Source organism: Dokdonia sp. Hel_I_63, assembly GCF_007827285.1.
Classification (GTDB): Bacteria; Bacteroidota; Bacteroidia; order Flavobacteriales; family Flavobacteriaceae; genus Dokdonia.
This window is the reverse complement of record NZ_VISD01000001.1, coordinates 1,163,522-1,183,265: the sequence shown is the minus strand read 5'-3', so window position 1 is coordinate 1,183,265 and position 19,744 is coordinate 1,163,522. Positions and strand designations below refer to the sequence as shown.

The following is a 19,744-nucleotide window of genomic DNA, read 5'->3' as shown; positions in this document are numbered from 1 at the left end:
CAATGTACATTAAAAATTGTGCCACGATAAGATTAACCTTCGTAATCTTTTGTTAAACCCGACTGTCGCTCGAATTGAAGTACAATTTACGTATTTTCGTGCTTAGTTTACAACTCCTCTTATGAAGAATAAACCATTAATACTTGTTACAAACGATGACGGTATTACCGCTCCCGGAATACGCAACCTTATCGATGTAATGCTCACGATAGGTGATGTCATTGTTGTTGCACCAGATAGCCCGCAGAGTGGTATGGGACACGCCATTACCATAAACGACACACTGTACTGTGACCCTGTAAAACTTGATCCAGCAGCGACACATAAAGAATATACATGCTCTGGAACTCCAGCAGATTGTGTAAAACTTGCAAACCAGCAGATTGTTCCTCGCAGACCCGACATCTGTGTGAGCGGTATAAATCACGGCAGCAACTCTAGCATCAATGTAATTTACAGTGGTACGATGAGCGCAGCAGTAGAAGCTGGTGTAGAAGGCATCCCAGCAATAGGATTCTCGCTACTAGACTACAGTCACGATGCCGATTTTGAGCCGGCAAAAAAATATGTGGAGCGTATCACTCGCCAAGTATTAAAAAACGGTCTTCCTAAGGGAATTGTTTTAAATGTAAATATCCCAAAACTACCAGCAGCCGAAATTAAAGGTACTAAGGTATGCCGTCAAGCAAAAGCGCAATGGATAGAAGATTTTGACAAGCGCACTAACCCTATGGGCAGAGATTACTACTGGCTCACTGGCGAGTTTGTAAATCAAGACAAGGGAGAAGATACAGATGAGTGGGCACTATCTCAAGGATATGTATCTGTTGTGCCAGTGCAATTTGACCTCACGGCGCATCACTTTTTACAAGAATTAAATGAGTGGGAAGACTAGTCTAAAGTTTACAAAGCAATCGTAACTTTGAAACGCATCAATATCTTTCTATAGCTTAAGGTTGAGAATTCCGCTTTCGCGAAAATTTTAAAACGATAAGCATATTTGTAAAGAATTCAAATTTTGGCGAAAGCCGAAACATTACATATGAAAAAAGACATCATTATAGGAATCATAGTAGGACTCATTGCAAACGCAATAGGTGTACTGCTGTTTTCTCTATACATAGGCAGCACACAAGACCGAACTATCACAAACGTACTTCAAACAGCAGTGTCCGAAGGTCGTCTAGGCAAAATTATGGCAATAGGTGCCGTTCTTAATCTGCTTGCGTTTTTTATGATGCTTAGACAAGGACAAGATGCGAGAGCGAGAGGCGTTCTTCTTGCTACGATTACTATTGCATTTGTAACAATGATATTAATGTTTACCTAATGAAATATTACATTCTTGCAGGCGAGGCCAGTGGTGATTTACATGGTGCAAACCTGATGAAATCATTGTATAAAGAGGATCCAGAGGCAGATATACGCTTTTGGGGCGGTGATCTCATGCAGGAAGTAGGCGGCACTCTTGTGACACATTACAAAGAACGTGCTTTTATGGGCTTTATGGAGGTTGTCACAAACTTGCGTAAGATCACAGGTCTTATTAAAGATTGTAAGAGAGATATAGCCCGTTTTGAACCAGATGCGCTCATACTTATAGATAACTCTGGTTTTAACTTACGCATTGCAGAGTGGGCAAAACCATTAGGTGTTACTACGCACTATTATATAAGTCCGCAGGTATGGGCATCACGTGCAAGTCGTGTCAAAAAGATTAAAGCATATGTAGATCATATGTATGTGATATTACCTTTTGTAAAGGACTTTTATGACGAACATGACTACAGGGTACATTTTGTAGGTCATCCACTTCTAGATGCCGTTTCAGGTCGTAAGCAAGCAGATCCGGTTGCTTTTGCAAAAGAACACGACCTTGATGAGCGCCCTATGATTGCCTTACTCCCAGGAAGTCGTAAGCAAGAAATAAGCGCTATGCTCGATGTCATGCTAAGTGTAGTAAATGATTATCCAGACTATCAATTTGTAATCGCTGGAGCGCCGAGCCAAGAGGTATCTTTTTACCAACCTTTCCTAAAAGATTATCCAGTAAAGCTGGTGATGAATAAAACGTATGATATTTTGAGTTTTGCAAATGCCGCTTTAATCACTTCTGGTACCGCTACACTAGAAGCTGCAATATTTAAAGTACCACAGGTAGTTTGTTACAAAGCAAATGCCGTCTCATACAGTATTGCAAAACGCATTATAAAAACCAAATATATCTCGCTGGTAAATCTTATTATGGATCGTGAGGTGGTAAAGGAATTAATACAAGGAGATCTCAATACTGCACAATTAAAAAAGGAACTTGACAAGATTACTAATGATGATTATCGTGCAACGCTGTTTGAAGACTATTTTGCGCTTGAGAAAAAATTAGGTGGAGCTGGAGCAAGTCAAAAGACTGCATCGCTCATTGTAGCAACCACCAAAGCTCAGCTAAGCAATTAACAACCTACGAGCCCAACTACTATATGAAACAATTATTCATAGTGCTTTCTTTACTCTTTTTACTGACTTCTTGCGGAAGTTCAAAAACGACAACATCTAGAACAAGAACTACTGCTAGGGTCAAAGATATAAGCGCATCAAAGATGGATCGCATTATTAACCAAGCACAATCATTTGCAGGTACTCGATATAAATTTGGTGGTACTACAAGAAAGGGAATGGACTGCTCTGGATTGATTTACATTGCCTTTCAAAAAGAAAATATAGTTCTACCTCGTATCTCTAGACAGATGGCAGAAAGAGGTCAACCTATAAAAGATAAAGACATTTCTAAGGGTGATTTGCTATTTTTTAGAACAAATAAAAGCAGCAAACGCATAAATCATGTAGGACTCGTCACTAAAGTCACAAGTGATGATATTTACTTTATACACGCGACTACTTCAAAAGGCGTACTCACCTCTAACCTCAATGAGCGCTACTGGAATAACGCCTACATCATGGCTAGACGTGTCTTGTAAATTATAAATCACTATATTACTGAAAGTTACACCTCGAAAAAGGTTAATTAGTAATATATTGAAGAGGATTAACACGCCCATTTTAGTAATACTTCTCGCCCTCATTGCTGGGATAATTTGTTACGACGTCTATAAAGTCTCCTTGTTCTGGATAGCTATTATCCTCCTACTCGCTGCATCATTTCTTTTTGTACTCCACAGACGTGCTTTTAAAAGACCTCTCAACGCCATAGCGTTTACCGTAGGTATTGCCATTGTATTTATAACCATAGGCTACTTAACCTCAGAAAGAGCAAACGCGCTAAACAACGAGACGCATTTTACCCACACAAACACTAGCAACCCAAGTACCTTTTTATTCTCGATAGATGAAGTACTAAAACCCACAATGTATCAAGACAAATATGTTGTTACATTAAAGACGATAAACAAAGAAGCTACTTCGGGCAAGGTAATTCTCAATGTCAATAGAGATAGCATATCGCATCGTCTTCGCGTAGGAGAATGGCACTACACAAGAGCTCTACTTTTACCTCTCCCCAAACCCAAAAACCCATATCAATTTGATTACGGAAGCTATTTAAAAAGAAAACAAATACACGGGCAGCTGTCAATTAATAAAAACGTGTTACTCATATCACAACACACCTCTAGCGGATTGAGGGTGTGGTCATCACGCTTTCGCGAAAGCGTACTAAAAGCAATTCACTCTCATTCATTTACTAGCGACCAACTTGCAGTTATAGATGCACTCGTTCTTGGGCAGAAAAATGGTATAGATAAGCAAATGAGCACTCATTATGCATCTGCCGGAATGATGCACATACTTGCCGTCTCCGGGCTGCATGTAGGCATTATACTATTATTGCTACGCTTTATTACCAAACCAATAGCAGACTACAAGCTACGATGGCTTCGGTCTATGATTATTATCGCTATGATTTGGGTTTTTGCTTTTATCACTGGATTATCACCCTCAGTATTGAGGGCTGCTACTATGTTTAGCTTTCTCGAAATAGGACAACAGCTAGGCGGAAAAAGAAAATCAACAGATGCAGTCATGATATCTGCAGTAGTACTGTTACTCTATAATCCGCTTCTTATTTATCAAGTGGGCTTCCAACTTAGTTATCTTGCCGTTATTGGTATTTTATGGATTCAGCCATGGCTGTCCTCTTTTTATACTCCGCGGTATTATATAGACAGGCTTCTCTGGGGTATAGCTACGGTTTCGGTAGCTGCTCAGTTAGGCGTGCTACCTTTAAGTTTATTTTATTTTCACCAGTTTCCTGGATTATTTTTTCTCTCTAATGTAATCATCATTCCATTTCTAGGAATCATTTTAGGTGGTGGCATTCTAGTTGCTTTATTAGCTATAATAGGCATATTACCTGATTACATTGTAGCTGCCTATGGATTTATCATAGACCTAATGAATGGATTTATTTTTTGGGTAGCTAATAAAGAGGCCTTTATCACAGATCACATCACGATAAGTTTTGCATTACTTATAGGCTTATATCTCTGTATTGTTTTCAGTATTTCTCTACTCAAGAAATATAATAACCTCAGGCTTGTAGCGGCATCTATGTCAATAGTACTTTTAACATCTATTATTATTTATGAGAAAAGCAATCCTCCTGCTAGGCATCTCACTATTTTCAATAAGAGCAAATCTACCATGGTAGGCGTTTTAAACAACTCCACGCTCAAAATACATAGCACAGACTCATTACATACCATAATACAAGATAGCAGAGTTAGGAACTACAAGAATGGCTTACGTATAGACGAAGTAGCCGTAGAAAGCATGCAGCACTATTTTCGCTTTAAGCGAAAAGAAATACTCGTCATAGATAGTCTTGGGGTTTACCAGCTAGCAAATGCAAATCCAGATTATATATTACTGACGCAATCTCCCAAGATTAACATAAACAGACTTACAGAGAGGTTTCCAGAAGCTCAAATCATTGCAGATGCATCAAACTACAAAAGCTACATCACTCGATGGAAAACGACTTGTTTAATCAAAAAAATCCCTTTTCATAATACTTATGAAAAGGGAGCTTATATAATTGAGTGATTTTATTTTTAATTAGGCCATGAGTACTCAAACTCTTCTTGATAGGTAGCCCACTTTTCTTGAGTGGTAATGTCTTTATAATCATCGTTACCGACCATCTTTACATATATCTCTAAACGCTTAGGGGAGTGATAACCAACTATAGGCTGGATGTAATTACCCTTTTCATCAAAGAAGACCATACTAGGATACCCCTGAAGTTTTAAAGCCTGTGCAAGTTCATGCTGACTGTTACGCCCTCTTGATTTTTTAGGATCATGACGCGGGTTGGTATATGTGTTACCTAAGTAATTAATTACTTCTGTACCTTCTGCGTTAAATTTTACCGCGTAGTAGTTTTCATTTATAAAAGCAGCTACATCTGGATTTGCAAAAGTGTTTCTATCAAGCATTTTACAAGGGCCACACCAGACAGTGTACACGTCCATAAAAATCTTTTTAGGCTCTTTTTGTTGGGCAGCAAGCGCCTCATCCATGGTCATCCAGTTAATCTTCTGGGCACTCATAGTTCCCGTCGCAATAAATAGAAGAAGGTATAATACTTTTTTCATTAGATTCTTTCTTTTAGAAGTAGTCTGTTTATGTTTCAAATTCTTACAGACAAAAAACGTTCCACAAAATAGGGAACGTTTTTAAATTATACTATTAAATGTGCTTAGCGTATACCATGCATCATTCTAATAAGTGTTTTATTTAATAATAACATTACAACACCTGCTGCTGCTGGTATTACGGTAAAAATCAAAAAGAAAATTGCCATTCCATGCTCCTCAACTATTGGATCAATATAACTACCCGTTATACCCGCTGCAAAGTTTGCTATAAAGTTTGCAACAAACCAGATACCGAACATAAGACCAACAAGTTTTGCTGGTGCAAGTTTACTTACATATGAAAGTCCCACTGGTGATACACATAACTCTCCTAGTGTATGGAATAAATATGCAAGTACTAGAAATACCATACTTACAGAAGCAGTTTTTGCACCTAATGGGATTCCCATAGATCCAAAAGAAAGAATACCAAAACCAAGACCTAAAAGAATAAGTCCAATAGCAAACTTTACTGGTCCGCTAGGGTTGTATTTGCTCTTCCATATTTTTGAAAATAAAGGCGCAAATGCAATGATAAAGAATGAGTTTAATATTCCGAACCAAGAAGCAGGTACTTCTGGAGCGTCATCTGCAAACTGACGAGATAACATCCAAATTACAATTCCCCAAATGATAACAAAACCTAAGCCTAAGATAATATTAGAAAGTGCGTATTTACCATACGTTTGCTTAAATAACATCGCTAATACCCATGTAATAATAAGCATAGGAACTACTGTAAGTATTGTGTTGACTATTTTAAAAGTCATACCACTACTACCTTCAAGAACTCTATCTGTATAATCTGCTGCAAAGATGGTCATAGACCCTCCTGCTTGCTCAAATGCCCACCAAAAGAAAATAGTGAAAAATGCAAGAACACTAATTACAATTAAACGATCACGAGTTACTTTAGACTTTTCGGCATCGTCAATAACATCTTCAATACTATCTGCAGCATTTTCAACGCCATCTTCTAAGACATCATCAAGTTCACCAGCTTTTGCTGGTGCTGATCCTATCTTACCAAAGATACCTTGAGCAAAATAAAACTGAAGCATTCCCACAAGCATGAAAATTCCCGCAAGCCCAAATCCATAATGCCATCCAACAGATTCTCCAATATAACCACAAAGTAAAATACCTAAAAAAGCTCCGGAGTTAATACCCATGTAAAATATGGTATATCCCGCATCCTTTTCTTTACCTTGGTCCTTATACAACTGCCCTACCATCGAAGAAATATTCGGCTTAAACATACCGTTACCAATGATGAGTAGTATAAGACCTGCATAAAAGAAAATGTCTGAACTAATCTCAAAAGCCATAGATGCGTGACCTAGTGTCATCAATAAGGCACCTATGATTACGGCTTTTCTATATCCTGTAATCTTATCAGCTATTAAACCTCCTAATATCGGAGTCACATAAACTAGACCTGTATAGAACGCATATAACTGTAGTGCCTCTGCTCGCTCCCAGCCCCAGCCGCCATCAATAATAGCTGACACTAAAAATAAAACAAGTAATGCACGCATTCCATAGTAGGAAAATCGTTCCCACATTTCTGTAAAAAAGAGAACAAAAAGACCTGAAGGATGCCCTAAAACTGTCTTTTGATTGGTTTCAGAACCACCGAATTTATATTCCATATTGTATTTTTTATTTACTGCTAATATAAGTTGTTTATCCTTAAAGTTTCTCTTTTATGAATTCTGTCATCATTGTATATAAATGAAAACGCGTATTCCCACCATAGATACCGTGGTTTCTATCTGGATAATTGAAGTAGTCAAATTGCTTATTTGCTTGTACTAAAGCCTCAACGAGACGCGTAGAGTTTTGCACATGCACATTATCATCTCCACCTCCATGCACAAGTAATAAATCACCTTCCATTTTATCTACATGACTCATAGGAGAGTTGTTATCATACCCACTTGCATTTTCTTGGGGTGTTTGCATGTAACGTTCTGTATAAATAGAATCATAAAACCTCCAAGAAGTAACTGGTGCAACAGCGATCGCCATTTCAAAGGTATCTGCTCCTTGGAAAAGACAATTAGACGCCATAAAGCCTCCATAACTCCATCCCCAGATTCCTGTGCGATTTTCATCTATGTATGGACGTTCACTTAATTGTTTAGCAGCTGCTATTTGATCTTGCACTTCATACTTCCCTAATTCTTTCTGAGTGATTTTCTTAAAATCACGTCCTTTTAATCCTGTTCCTCTAGGATCTACACAAACCACGATATAGTCGTTCTGAGCAAGCATCTGGAACCAGTAATCATTACTTGTATCCCATTTATTTGCAACGCTTTGCGATCCAGGTCCAGAGTATTGAGTCATAAACAACGGATACTTTTTATTAGGATCAAAGTTTGTAGGTTTAATCATGTATGCATTAAGAGAAACTCCGTTTACATCAATCTCAAAAAATTCCTTTGGAGAGATATCATAAGTAGCGTAAAGCTCTTTGAGATTATTATTATCTTTTATAACACGTATTTGCTTTCCATCCTTAGCATCATTAAGTGTAAAACGATAAGGCGTTGTCGTATTTGAATATGTATGGATGAAGTTGCTAAAGTCTGCACTAAAATCGGCATCATTTGTTCCTTCCTTTATAGCGAGTGCTTGTTTCTTTTTACCGTTAAGACCTATAGCGTATACACCGCGGTTTATTGAACCATTTTCAGAGCTTTGATAAAATATCCTCTTTGTTTTTGCATCATAACCGTAATATCCAGTCACTTCCCAGTCGCCTGAAGTTACTTGCCTCTTAAGACTTCCATCTGCGTTGTGGTGGTATACATGATTCCATCCATCTTTTTCGCTTGTCCAGATAAAGCTATTGTCTTCTAGAAAAGTAAGATTATCTGTAACGTCTACATACGCTTTATCAGTTTCAAGAACAGCTAGTGTAGTTTGGTATGTCGCTGCGTTAAAAAGTGACAACTTCAATGTATCTTGATGACGATTTAAAGTTTGTACAGAAAGTACGTTTGGATCTTTTGACCAAGATATACGTGGAATATAGTACCCAGCGTTATCTCCTAGGTTTATCTCAACATCCTTAGCTTTACGGCTATCTCCGCTATCTAAATTGTGAAGGCGCAATGTTACTTTTGCATTTTCCTCACCAGCTTTAGGGTATTTAAAAACTGACTGTGTCTGGTATAATTCTTTACCATAAATATCCATAGAGAATTCTGGCACATCTGTTTCGTCAAAACGTACATAGGCAATTTTCTTGCTATCTGCACTCCAATCAAAGGCGCGCACAAAACCAAATTCTTCTTCATAAACCCAATCCGTAATACCGTTTATAATACTATTTTTCTTTCCATCTGTAGTAAGCTGCTGGGTTATACCTTCTGCGATGTTAAATACATATAAGTTGTTACCCTTTCCGTAAGCAATCATCGTCCCATCAGGAGAAAATGTAGGCTCTTGGATAAGATCATCTGATACCTTTGTTAGCTTTCGCGAAAGCGTATTCCAAACATAAAATTCGCCTAGCGTAGATCTTCTAAAGATTGACTGTAGTTTGGTCGCTAGCAAGACTTGCTTTTCATCACCACTAAATTTATAACTGATGAAATAATCAAGACCTTCAATGTCTGCACTGCTTACTGCTGTGCGCACTTTATCTCCCGTTGCATAGCTATAAATATCTACACTTCCCGTACGTGTTGCTCTATCAAAGTTTTGAACGGCATACTCTTGTCCGTTTGCCATGGAGTGAATAGACTGGAGTCTCTCTGCACTAAAAGTGCCTTCTTTCCATATATCTTCAAGGGTGATTTGCTTTTTTTGCGCAGTTGCGCTCTGGATTGCCATGAGTAAAATGGCACTCAAAAAGAGTTGTATTTTCATATATAATTGCTAATTCTAGTAATGTATCTCAATTTTACTAAAAATAACGCAAAAAGCCCCGTAAAAGCTGTTAAATAGCGCCATATTGTTAAGAAATAAAATCACTAGATTACTTACACAAAGCTAGGTTTACCTCATTCTCAGTATCTTTGACACTTTTATAAATACAGCTTAATGACAAAGGCAATATCAGGATTTTCAAGACTTTCAAAAACAGAGAAAATTGCGTGGCTCACATCTACCTATTTTGAAAATCCAACACAGGCAACTGAGGTGCTATCATCTTACTGGAATGATGATAAAAAATTACAACAGCTACACGATGAGTTTATAGAAAACACCATCACTAACTACTACTTACCACTAGGTGTTGCGCCAAACTTTGTTATAAATGATCGTATTTATACCATTCCCATGGCTATTGAGGAAAGCTCTGTGGTGGCTGCTGCAAGTAAAGCGGCAAAATTCTGGCAAGATAGAGGTGGTTTTAAAACTACTGTGCTAGGAACTACAAAAGTAGGCCAAGTACATTTTACCTATGATGGTGATGCATCGCTTTTGACATCATTTTTTGAATCCATCAAGCCACAGTTACTTGCAGATACCGCTGCAATCACAAAAAACATGGAGAAACGTGGTGGTGGGATTAAAGACATCACGCTCGTAAATAAAACCCAAGCAGTAACAGATTATTACCAACTTCATTGCACGTTTGAAACGCTAAATGCAATGGGAGCCAATTTTATAAATAGTTGTCTAGAACAATTTGCAACGACACTTAAAGCGAGTTTTGAGGAAGAAGTACGCTTTCGCGAAAGCGGTGCAAACCTAACCGTTATCATGTCTATTTTATCAAACTACGTTCCAGATTGTGTTGTTCGAGCAGAGGTAAGTTGCCCAATAGCTGATCTTTCTGAAAAGAATATAGATGGTGCACAATTTGCTAAAAAATTCATCCAAGCCATTGCTATTGCCGAAGAGGAACCTTACCGTGCAGTTACTCATAACAAAGGAATAATGAATGGTATTGATGCTGTAATTCTTGCCACTGGAAACGACTTTAGAGCCGTAGAGGCTGGCGTGCACGCATATGCTGCTAGGGACGGGCAATATAGAAGTCTCACACATGCTAGTGTAAATGATGGAATATTTAAATTTTGGATTGAGGTACCACTCGCACTAGGAACCGTAGGCGGACTTACAAAATTACATCCGCTGGTAAAATGGTCTATGGAATTGCTAGAAAATCCATCTGCGCAAGAACTTATGCAAATTGTAGCTGTTGCGGGACTTGCACAAAACTTTGCAGCCTTAAAATCACTCACTACAACGGGAATTCAAGAAGGCCACATGAAAATGCACCTCATGAATATCCTTAATCAAATGGAAGCCACAGACGCCGAAAAACAAGAAACAGTCACTCATTTTAAGACCAATACAGTTACACACAGCGCCGTTGTTTCTTTTATAGAAGCACTACGCTCATAAGTAGCCCACAAATACAAATACACAAAGTGAACTCATCTTTTTACAGCCATGGTAAGTTATTATTAACCGCAGAATATCTGGTTCTTGATGGTGCAGAAGCACTTGCGCTTCCCACAACCAGAGGTCAAAAACTTACAGTCACAACAACGCAAGACCAAGGCTTACGTTGGAAAAGCGAGCTACATGATGGTTCCACATGGTTTGAAACCCATTTTACATTACCCATAAAAGACTGCGCAGTTCCTAATGGGGATATCCCGCAGCGCTTACTTACCATATTACAAGCAGCACAAGAACTTAATCCACAGTTTTTACAAGGGCAAGAAGGGCTTATAGCAACTAGCACTTTAGAATTCCCAAGAGATTGGGGTCTGGGCTCCTCCTCTACTCTTATTGCAAACATTGCTTTATGGGCTCAAGTCAACCCTTATAAGCTACTTGAAATGACTTTTGGAGGAAGTGGTTATGATATTGCCTCTGCAACAGCACAGAGCGCCATTACCTACCAGAGAACGAAAAGCGATCCAATCGTCAAAAGTTTAACTTTTGACCCCGACTTTAAAGAAAACATCTTCTTTATACACCTCAATAAAAAGCAGAATAGTAGAGAAAGCATTAAGCACTATAGAAGCTTAGACAGCAACTTACTCCTCAACGAGGTTTCTCATTTTTCTCAACTCACCACAGCAGTCAAAGAAAGCAAAACACTCCAAGCTTTTGAAAAACTGCTTACGGAGCACGATGAAAGACTTTCTAAAATTATAAAAACTCCTACTATTAAAAGTCAGCTATTTTCTGACTATCCACACCTCATTAAGAGTTTAGGAGGTTGGGGAGGTGATTTTGTAATGGTTACCGGAGAAGCTCAAGAAATGGAGTATTTTAAAAACAAAGGCTTTCATACTATCATCCCGTACAACGAGATGATACTAAACTTCTAAGAACGATTTACAGATAAGTTTTACGCTTTCGCGAAAGCGAACTAACACCATGATAAACTAAAAAGGCTCGAACATAACGTTCGAGCCTTTTTAATATTTATGTAATTCAACTACTAGTAAAAAGTAGCTCTGTTATCTTCAATTTCTGCAGCTTCCTTAAGTGCATTAAGCACTTTAGAACTTACTGCTACTCTAGCCTTTTGAGCTTCTTGAGTTGCAAATGATGCGTAGTTTTCAAGCGCTGGTGCTTCCGTAATTTTTATAACTTGAACCACATATACTCCTCTTGAACCTTCTATAGGATCAGAAATTTCTCCCTCTTTTAATCCAAACGCCGCTCCTACAACTTTAGGCTCATTACCTGCTCCAGCAATCGTAGGCGCATTCATAGATATTGCAGATGCAGTTTTTACAGTTTGGCTTTGTGACTGTGCCATCTCTGCAAGTGTAGCTCCAGAGAGCTTGTCTTTTATGATAGCAGCTTTCTTCATGTTACGTAGTATAGGAGTTACCTGAGTAGATACATCCTCTACACGCTCCGTTCCTTTAGGAGTGCGACGAGTAACTTGTGCTACAATATATCCATTGTTTACTGGAAAACGCTTAATATCTCCTACAGAAACTTCTTCTTCAAAAGCCCACTGTACGATTGAACGTTGAGCACCCTCACCAGGAAGATTCTCATCCATTGCACGTATACGTTGTACTGGTCTTACTGTATAACCATTTTCTGTAGCTACTTCTTGGAAATCTCCATCTGCAGCAGCTAGCTCAAATTTTTGAGTTGTATTGTAGATAGATGAAATTGTTTTATCTGATGGTACAATCTCTTTTACTACCGTTGCTACTTTAATTACATCCTGAAGATTCTTTTGATCTGTAATCTCAATCACGTGGTAACCAAAGTTTGTTTCGGCTATACCTACAGATCCAGTTTTGTTATCAACGATAAAGTCTCTATATCCTTCAGCAAAGAGATTTGGATTTTGGTAATCAAGATCTCCTCCATTTTCGCTGTTACTCTTATCTGAAGAAAACTCTTTTGCTAGCTCTTCAAATTTCCCACTGTTTCTATTTATAACTGAAAGCAAACTATCTGCAAGATTCTTTGCTTCTTCTTTAGTACGAGTGGCAGATGAAGGAACAGGTCCTCTCTGAGTATTTGTAACCGCTCCTTTAAAATCAATTAAAATATGACGAGACTTTACTGAGTCTGGCATTTTTCTCACATCCATTACACGAGAAAGGTTCATGTAATTGTTATCCTTATAAGGACCGTAAACACCTCCTTTGCCTAAGGCAAATAATGTATCTGCGTTTGTTGCAGGTAAGTTCTTTTTAAAGAACCAACGATTTACATAAGGAATATCTGAATTGTCTAATAAGAAATCTTCTACTCTATCTGTTTTATCAAATCCAGCAAGTGTTTCTGTCACTCCAGTTGCACCATTACGTGAGGTGTACTCATTTCTAAGTTTTGACAACTCAGCTTTAAGTGCATTTTCATCTTCTAAAGAAGCTTCTTCTGAAAATTTCACAAAACGAATGCTACGTGTTTCGTCTGTTTTATACTCTTCTTTATGCTCATTTACATATTTTTGAATTTCTTCTTTGCTTACCGGTGCCTCTTCATCTGGAACTGAAGTATAAGGAACTTGTACAAACTGTATATCTACATTATTGTTGTCAAGTCTGTAAGCAATCTCACCATCTTTAAGTGTAGATCCTACTCCTGCTTTTATAAGGTTGTAGTATATACTTTGCTTTTCTTGATTTCTTAAGTTTTCTTCAAAATTTAACCAGTTTTGGTAATCATTAGGATTCTGGCTCTCTTTAAGAGTTGCGATAAATTCTTGCATCTTACCCTCACTAAAGAAACCATCACCATCTTGAAAACGTGTATCGTTTTGCAATGCTTGCTTTAATAATTCCTGAGTGCGGTCTCTACCTACTTCAATACCTAACTCTTCATACTGCTCTTCAAGAACAACACGATTAATCTCTTGCTCCCACACTGTATTTACAGCACGTGTAGTCGAGGCATTTGCTCCTAATCTACGTGTTTGCTCCTCTACTTTTGAAGCAAAAGCTTCACGATCAATACTTACTCCATTAATAGAAGCTACTCGGTTTTGCTTATCAGCATTAAAACCTCCACTATCTAAAATTGAAGAAAAAATGAATGCAAATAGCGCAAGTGCAATAATGATTATCAAAAAGATGCTCTTGCTACGTATTTTATTTAAAATTGCCATTGTCTGTTGTTTATGCTATAATAGTGGGCGAAAATACCATTTTCTCCCATAATAAAAAATAAAAAAATAAGCCAATTTAGTCTTTAGAAATACGGACTTCCAAGAGTTCGATTTTTGTATTTGAAGTCTCAAGGATATGAAAGATTATACCGTCTATCTCTATGTTCTCTCCTTCTTGTGGTATTTCCTCTGCATGGCTCACTACTAAACCTCCTAAAGTCTCATAGTTTTCACTCTCTGGAAGGTTCAACCTATAGGTCTCATTGAGGTAATCTACTTCATGTCTAGCAGAGAGTTTATAATGATCTTCTCCTAGCTGCTCCTCAATAAGCTCTGCTGTATCATGCTCATCCTCGATCTCACCAAAAAGCTCTTCTACAATATCTTCTACGGTCATCATGCCACTCGTACCACCATATTCATCAATAACAACACAGATACTCTTGCGCTTCTTTGTGAGCATATTCAACACGTCTTTAACAAGCATTGTTTCTGGCACATATACCACAGGCATTAGAACACTACTTATTGTTTTAGGCTTTTTAAACAACTCAAAAGAGTGCACGTATCCTATGATATCATCTATTGTATCCTTATATACAAGTATCTTAGAAAGCCCAGTTTCTATAAATATTTTATTAATCGCCGCTGGCGTAGTACGTTCATCTACCGCTATAATCTCAGTACGAGGAAGCATTACTTCTCTAGACTTAACCTCAGAAAATTCGAGAGCATTTTGAAATATCTGGATTTCCGTATCTACTTCATCTTGATCATTTACAGATTCCATTTGCTCAGAAATATAATTTCCTAATTCCACTTTCGTGAAAGCTAGTTGCACTTCATCTCCATCTGTTTTAAACAAATATTTAAGTACTAAGTCTGATACCCAAATTATAAAAGCACTTAAAAAATAAAACAGCAGATAGAAAATATAGGCAGGTATAGCAAAAAACTTAAGCAGCTTATTTGCATAAATCTGAAAAAATACTTTTGGTAAAAATTCTGCAGTAATTAGAATGACAATGGTAGAAATAATAGTCTGACTTAATAGACTAAATTCTTGGACGAATGTAGCTAACCACGTCAAGTTTTCGCCGAAAGGCAAACTCTCAAGCCACCCTTGTAGGAGTGCTCCCATAAAATAACCATAAACTACCAAAGCAATATTATTGCCCAGCAACATGGTTGCGATAAACTTTGAAGGTCTCGCAGTAAGGCGAGTTAATACAATAGAAAGAAAATCATTCTGTTTTTTTTCTATTTCGATATGGATTTTATTTGCCGAAATGTATGCAATCTCCATTCCTGAGAAGAATGCAGATAATAATAATGAGCAACAAACGACAATAATCTGGACTTCGACGCTGCCCATTAAGAGTTTTTCCTGTTTTCAAATTTCTTACGAAAGTGACGTCTAAAGAAATACATACCAACACTTATAGCAAAGCAAAACAAAAAGAAATAAGCCTTGGGCTGATCTTCCCCCCAAAGTGTTGCCACCTTATACCCCGCTAGCACAGCTACTATGATATAAACGTACTCCGTGTATTTTATATATCGCATCATAAGTCTTCTTTATTTTCTTTAACGTATTGTTTACTTACGTTGTTTAAAGATACAAAATTTGTAAAGTCTTCATTAGAATCAAAAAGGTCTCCATCATTGCGGGAACCGTCTTTTGTAATAATGGTATAAGGTTGATCTGTAAAAATCCAGTTATTAGTTTGATCCCAATACAACTGCTCTGCTTTAAGTGTAACAGAATCACTAGTTACAAGCGTCACGTTCTTCTGCAGGTCTATAAGATTTGTATATTTATACCGTATAGCATAATCTGAGGTGATCACATTCTCTTTATCGTCATCTATAAAAATAACTTCAACACCTTCTGGAAACTCCTCATATGGAAAAGGCGAGTTTGCATAATTCTTTATATATGGTGTTTTAAGGTGAGCCGTTACCTTTCCAGAGTCTGTATATTTTAAGTTGATACCTCTTCCCTCAGTAACAGGCCCGTCAGACTTGATACTCATTTTACGTATCTCCTCCCCGTTATCACCACAACTTAAAAACAAAGTCACGGCAAAAGCCGTGACTAAGAATTTTAATATATTTCTATGTTGTAGATACATTAGTTACCTGGAACTCTTACGCTTGATCCAATCCAACATCCTATTTTAATAGTTTGACCACCTTTTCCAGATTGAAATATATCTGCCTTGCTTGGTGCTATTGCTCTGTAACTTGCTGCAGTTTTATTTGCAGTCCCTGCTAATGATGGACTTACTCGTCCTGCTCTTTCTGCAGTACTTGCAGCTAACCAATATACCGCTCTTTTATCAAAAGCATTTTCTCCACAGTTATTTGCACTTGCTGCATACATTGCTGCAATATTTAAGTAAGCTTGACCTAAAGTACCATCTTCAGATAATGCCTTATTGAATAAGCCTCTTGCTTTACCATAGCTTCCTGCTTTTTTAGCTTGAAGTGCAAGTCTGTAATAAGCGCTTGCTCTTTCTTTTGGATCTGTTTCAAGATCAATAGCTTCTTGGTAATATCTAGACTCCGCAGCTGTATCTCCTCTGTTTCCAGCCAGAATACCTAAATATTTTGCAGATTTGGCTGAAGGCTCAAGTCTGTGTAAGTTTTCAACCATTTGCTTAAATAAGTCTGTATCAGTACAATCTTTTCCAGCAAGACGTCCAGCAGCTTTCTTAATCCATTCCTTGTCATTTTTCATAGACTCAAAATCTTTTTGGTAAAGCGGTACTAGGTTCTCACAATTACCTAATGCTCCCATTGCCCCATCAGTACTTCCTCCAAATATTCCAAAAGCTCTAAGGTTAGTTTCATAACCTTTTACTCTTCTTTTCTCCTTTGCACTAAGTGCTGTACCAGCCTCTTCTTTATCTAAAAGAGCTTGTAGTTTAGTATCAAGAACAGTTGCTTCCTTTCCTAATTTGCTTTGAGTATCATCATAAAGATCAAAAACATCTTGTAATGGAATTTGCTCTCCTTCTTTATATAAATCTACAGCTAGTTTAAAACGAGTATAGATGCTTTTTGCACTTGATATAGAAGCTGCGTCTAGTTCAAATGCTTTTTGAAATGCATCAAACTGAGATTTCTTAGTTCCTATTTTGCTATCAAACATTATCTGAGCTTGATCTGCTGCGTTTTCACCTTTGTCAGTTTTTCCTGGGAAATACTGCTCTCTTTGCTGTAGCAATAAAATTAAATCTTGAGCTACTGCTTTCTCTTGCTCTCCGCTTGCGGCTTTAAGATCTGCTTTCAGCAGCTTCTCACCATACTGGTATAATGCAAGTGACCAGTTAGGACAGTCTTTTCTAAGTTTTATAAATGGTGCTCTTGCAGCATCCCAGTTCTTAACTTTTGCAGCTTCGTTAAATATAGAACCTGTAGTCATACATTCTTCACTTATTTGAGCTTGAGCAGTAAATCCTACTGTCATTATTATAGCTACAAAAAGTGTGGTCAATTTAGTTTTCATAGTGTTAGGTTTTTCAATTAATTAAATTTACTCTGGACGAACCATAAGTCGTTTACTGATAAGCTTATTCCTACATTAACAAAGTTCTCTTGAATAAGACCTGAACTTGTGGTTCCTCGCTGGCCCATCTCAAACATAAGGTTAAAATTACTTATTCTTCGCCCCGTGGGTAGTCCTACTCCAAAAGATATGCCAAACTCATTTATATCCTCGTTAGACACCACAATACCGCTTTCTTCATACCTAAATCCAGCGCGGTAAGTAATACGATCCCAATAACTTGTAACAGAATTATATTTAGGAATATAAAAACCTCCTATACGCATCTGGCTAGCATCATCAAAAGAAACATCATCTAACGTAAATGTTCTATTACTAAAATTACTCGATTTCTGAGATGTATATTCTGCACCTACATACCACTTATTTACCGCACCTATACCCAAACCTAATGTTAAGGTTGAAGGAAAGTCAAAATCTGTATCCTGTACATCAATCTGCTCAGCATCTACATCTGCACTTACACCTGAATTATTAAAAATCACAGAAGCTACCTGACGTGAATTCTCTGTACTTATACTTGTAGAAGGTGAATATTTTATAGAAGAAGTAAGTTGCAAATTGTCTGATATCATGCGTTCATACTGAGCAGCAAAATCAAATGTAAAACCAGAAAAATCACTACGGTTACTCTCTCGAGTAGCAAGCTCAACACCTTCTTGAGACCTTAAAGCTTCGTTTTGAATATTACCGAAATTATAATGTGTACTAGCACCCACGGTTAAACCTGGCGCCACAGTATATCCTGCAGATAGAAATGCTCTGTTTATACCTCCACGACCACTAAAGGCGTTTACAACATCTTCGTTACTGTCATCTAACTTATACCCTACGGTTGTATATGGCATAAGTCCAAAGCTCACCCCTACTTTTTTAGAAACCGGAAAACCTATCGCTAGGTAATCAAAGGTAGATTTTGAAGAACCCTCTTCCGTAAAGTCGTCTTTTGCCGTAACCTCTTGGTGATTACCACCTACTGTAAAAGTTGTATAACGCAACTTACCTAATGAAGCAGGATTTAATAAATTCAAGTGTAAACTATCACTATAAGACTGTATACCTCCCATAGATTTATTTTCTACAGTACCTTTAAACTGTTGCAAACCTACTCCGTAAAACGAATATGGAGATGTTGTAGCTCCCTCTTGTGTAAGACCCTTAAAGGCCATCATCAACACTGCTACTATAAAAAGTTTTTTAATCATTCTGATATGTTAAGATATAATTGAGGCCCTCTAGCAAAAATTTTGAGTGCGCAAAGATGCTATTTTTTAATCGTTTTGCCAAGAATTCGGCATCACCACCAGTTATTATTACTATTTCCACATTATAATGCTCTTTATAATGAGTTATTGCACCATCCATTTCTAACAAAACACCTTGTACTACCCCGGAATGAATAGCCTCGTTAGTCGTAGTACCCACAATGCTCTCGGGAAGTTGCTTTTCAAGTAGTGGTAAATTTGCCGTGAGATTGTTTAGAGTTTCATATCGCAATCGCAATCCTGGTGATATCGCCCCTCCTTTATAAGAGCCTTCTGCAGTAATAAAATCATAGGTAATACAAGTACCTGTATCTATTATGAGTCCATTTTTTTTAGGATACGCTTTCGCGAAAGCGGAAACCAGCGCAATCCTATCTACACCAAGTGTGTGTGGAGTACCGTAATCGTTTTTAAATGGAAGCGGAGTTTTATGACTGAGAATTATTGTAGGAAATCGCAGCTGCACAGATTGGGCTTGCTCTTTAGAAAGCCTCCCTACAGAGGATATGATCGCTTTCTTAATAGGATACAAGCCTGCAAATTCCCCAACTTCCTCTATAAAATCTTCAAGAAGGAAGTGGTGCCAAGCCTGTAACACATCGCCATTAAAAACAGCCGTTTTGACCCTCGTATTCCCTACATCAATAATAAGTTGCATAAACTATAGTAAGCTTCAAAAATACAAAAG

At 37.6% G+C, this 19,744-nt stretch carries 16 protein-coding genes; 7 read left to right on the top strand and 9 right to left on the bottom strand.

Annotation, left to right across the window (positions count from 1 at the left end):
• Positions 1-121: 121 nt before the first annotated feature.
• The 5 genes from surE (at position 122) to JM84_RS05230 (ending at position 5,058) form a co-directional block, all read left to right on the top strand.
• On the top strand, positions 122-895 hold the full coding sequence (gene surE / locus JM84_RS05250) for a 5'/3'-nucleotidase SurE (protein ID WP_144783081.1): 774 nt from the start codon (positions 122-124) through the stop codon (positions 893-895).
• A 147-nt stretch (positions 896-1,042) separates the two neighbouring features.
• Positions 1,043-1,330 (top strand): hypothetical protein, encoded by a 288-nt coding sequence (locus tag JM84_RS05245; RefSeq protein WP_035334512.1) that lies wholly within the window; start codon positions 1,043-1,045, stop codon positions 1,328-1,330.
• The gene (gene lpxB, locus JM84_RS05240) at positions 1,330-2,454 is read left to right on the top strand and encodes a lipid-A-disaccharide synthase (protein WP_144783079.1); all 1,125 of its coding nucleotides are present in this window, start codon (positions 1,330-1,332) and stop codon (positions 2,452-2,454) included. Before JM84_RS05245 ends, lpxB begins: the two co-directional genes overlap by 1 nt.
• A 23-nt stretch (positions 2,455-2,477) precedes the next feature.
• The gene (locus JM84_RS05235) at positions 2,478-2,975 is read left to right on the top strand and encodes a C40 family peptidase (protein WP_144783077.1); all 498 of its coding nucleotides are present in this window, start codon (positions 2,478-2,480) and stop codon (positions 2,973-2,975) included.
• Positions 2,976-3,117: 142 nt separating this feature from the next.
• Positions 3,118-5,058, top strand: a complete 1,941-nt coding sequence (locus JM84_RS05230; RefSeq protein ID WP_144783075.1) for a ComEC/Rec2 family competence protein — start codon at positions 3,118-3,120, stop codon at positions 5,056-5,058.
• Between the two features lie 8 nt (positions 5,059-5,066).
• Here the strand turns inward: JM84_RS05230 and JM84_RS05225 are convergent, their stop codons facing one another.
• From JM84_RS05225 to JM84_RS05215, 3 genes are all read right to left on the bottom strand, one after another.
• Entirely contained in the window at positions 5,067-5,609 is a 543-nt protein-coding gene (locus JM84_RS05225) for a thioredoxin family protein (protein ID WP_144783073.1), read from the bottom strand.
• 104 nt (positions 5,610-5,713) lie between these two features.
• A complete protein-coding gene (locus JM84_RS05220; protein ID WP_013750103.1) occupies positions 5,714-7,303 on the bottom strand; it encodes a peptide MFS transporter in 1,590 nt (529 codons plus the stop codon).
• A 40-nt stretch (positions 7,304-7,343) separates the two neighbouring features.
• Entirely contained in the window at positions 7,344-9,533 is a 2,190-nt protein-coding gene (locus JM84_RS05215) for a S9 family peptidase (protein ID WP_144783071.1), read from the bottom strand.
• Positions 9,534-9,707: 174 nt separating this feature from the next.
• Here JM84_RS05215 and JM84_RS05210 point away from each other — a divergent pair, with 174 nt between their 5' ends.
• Both JM84_RS05210 and JM84_RS05205 read left to right on the top strand, forming a co-directional pair.
• Positions 9,708-11,021 (top strand): hydroxymethylglutaryl-CoA reductase, degradative, encoded by a 1,314-nt coding sequence (locus JM84_RS05210; RefSeq protein WP_144783069.1) that lies wholly within the window; start codon positions 9,708-9,710, stop codon positions 11,019-11,021.
• Positions 11,022-11,047: 26 nt separating this feature from the next.
• Positions 11,048-11,962: a GYDIA family GHMP kinase gene (locus JM84_RS05205; protein WP_144783067.1), complete on the top strand. Its 915-nt coding sequence runs from the start codon at positions 11,048-11,050 to the stop codon at positions 11,960-11,962.
• 113 nt (positions 11,963-12,075) lie between these two features.
• Here the strand turns inward: JM84_RS05205 and JM84_RS05200 are convergent, their stop codons facing one another.
• From JM84_RS05200 to JM84_RS05170, 6 genes are all read right to left on the bottom strand, one after another.
• The gene (locus JM84_RS05200) at positions 12,076-14,217 is read right to left on the bottom strand and encodes a peptidylprolyl isomerase (protein ID WP_144783065.1); all 2,142 of its coding nucleotides are present in this window, start codon (positions 14,215-14,217) and stop codon (positions 12,076-12,078) included.
• Positions 14,218-14,293: 76 nt separating this feature from the next.
• The gene (locus JM84_RS05195) at positions 14,294-15,592 is read right to left on the bottom strand and encodes a hemolysin family protein (protein WP_144783063.1); all 1,299 of its coding nucleotides are present in this window, start codon (positions 15,590-15,592) and stop codon (positions 14,294-14,296) included.
• Positions 15,593-15,782: 190 nt separating this feature from the next.
• Positions 15,783-16,352 (bottom strand): LPS export ABC transporter periplasmic protein LptC, encoded by a 570-nt coding sequence (gene lptC / locus JM84_RS05185; RefSeq protein ID WP_013750110.1) that lies wholly within the window; start codon positions 16,350-16,352, stop codon positions 15,783-15,785.
• Complete coding sequence (locus JM84_RS05180) at positions 16,352-17,731, bottom strand: hypothetical protein (protein WP_013750111.1); 1,380 nt, start codon at positions 17,729-17,731, stop codon at positions 16,352-16,354. The genes lptC and JM84_RS05180 overlap by 1 nt, the downstream gene beginning before the upstream one ends.
• A gap of 17 nt (positions 17,732-17,748) precedes the next feature.
• Positions 17,749-18,996 (bottom strand): hypothetical protein, encoded by a 1,248-nt coding sequence (locus JM84_RS05175; RefSeq protein ID WP_013750112.1) that lies wholly within the window; start codon positions 18,994-18,996, stop codon positions 17,749-17,751.
• A complete protein-coding gene (locus tag JM84_RS05170) occupies positions 18,989-19,714 on the bottom strand; it encodes a type III pantothenate kinase (protein WP_013750113.1) in 726 nt (241 codons plus the stop codon). The genes JM84_RS05175 and JM84_RS05170 overlap by 8 nt, the downstream gene beginning before the upstream one ends.
• Positions 19,715-19,744 lie beyond the last annotated feature (30 nt).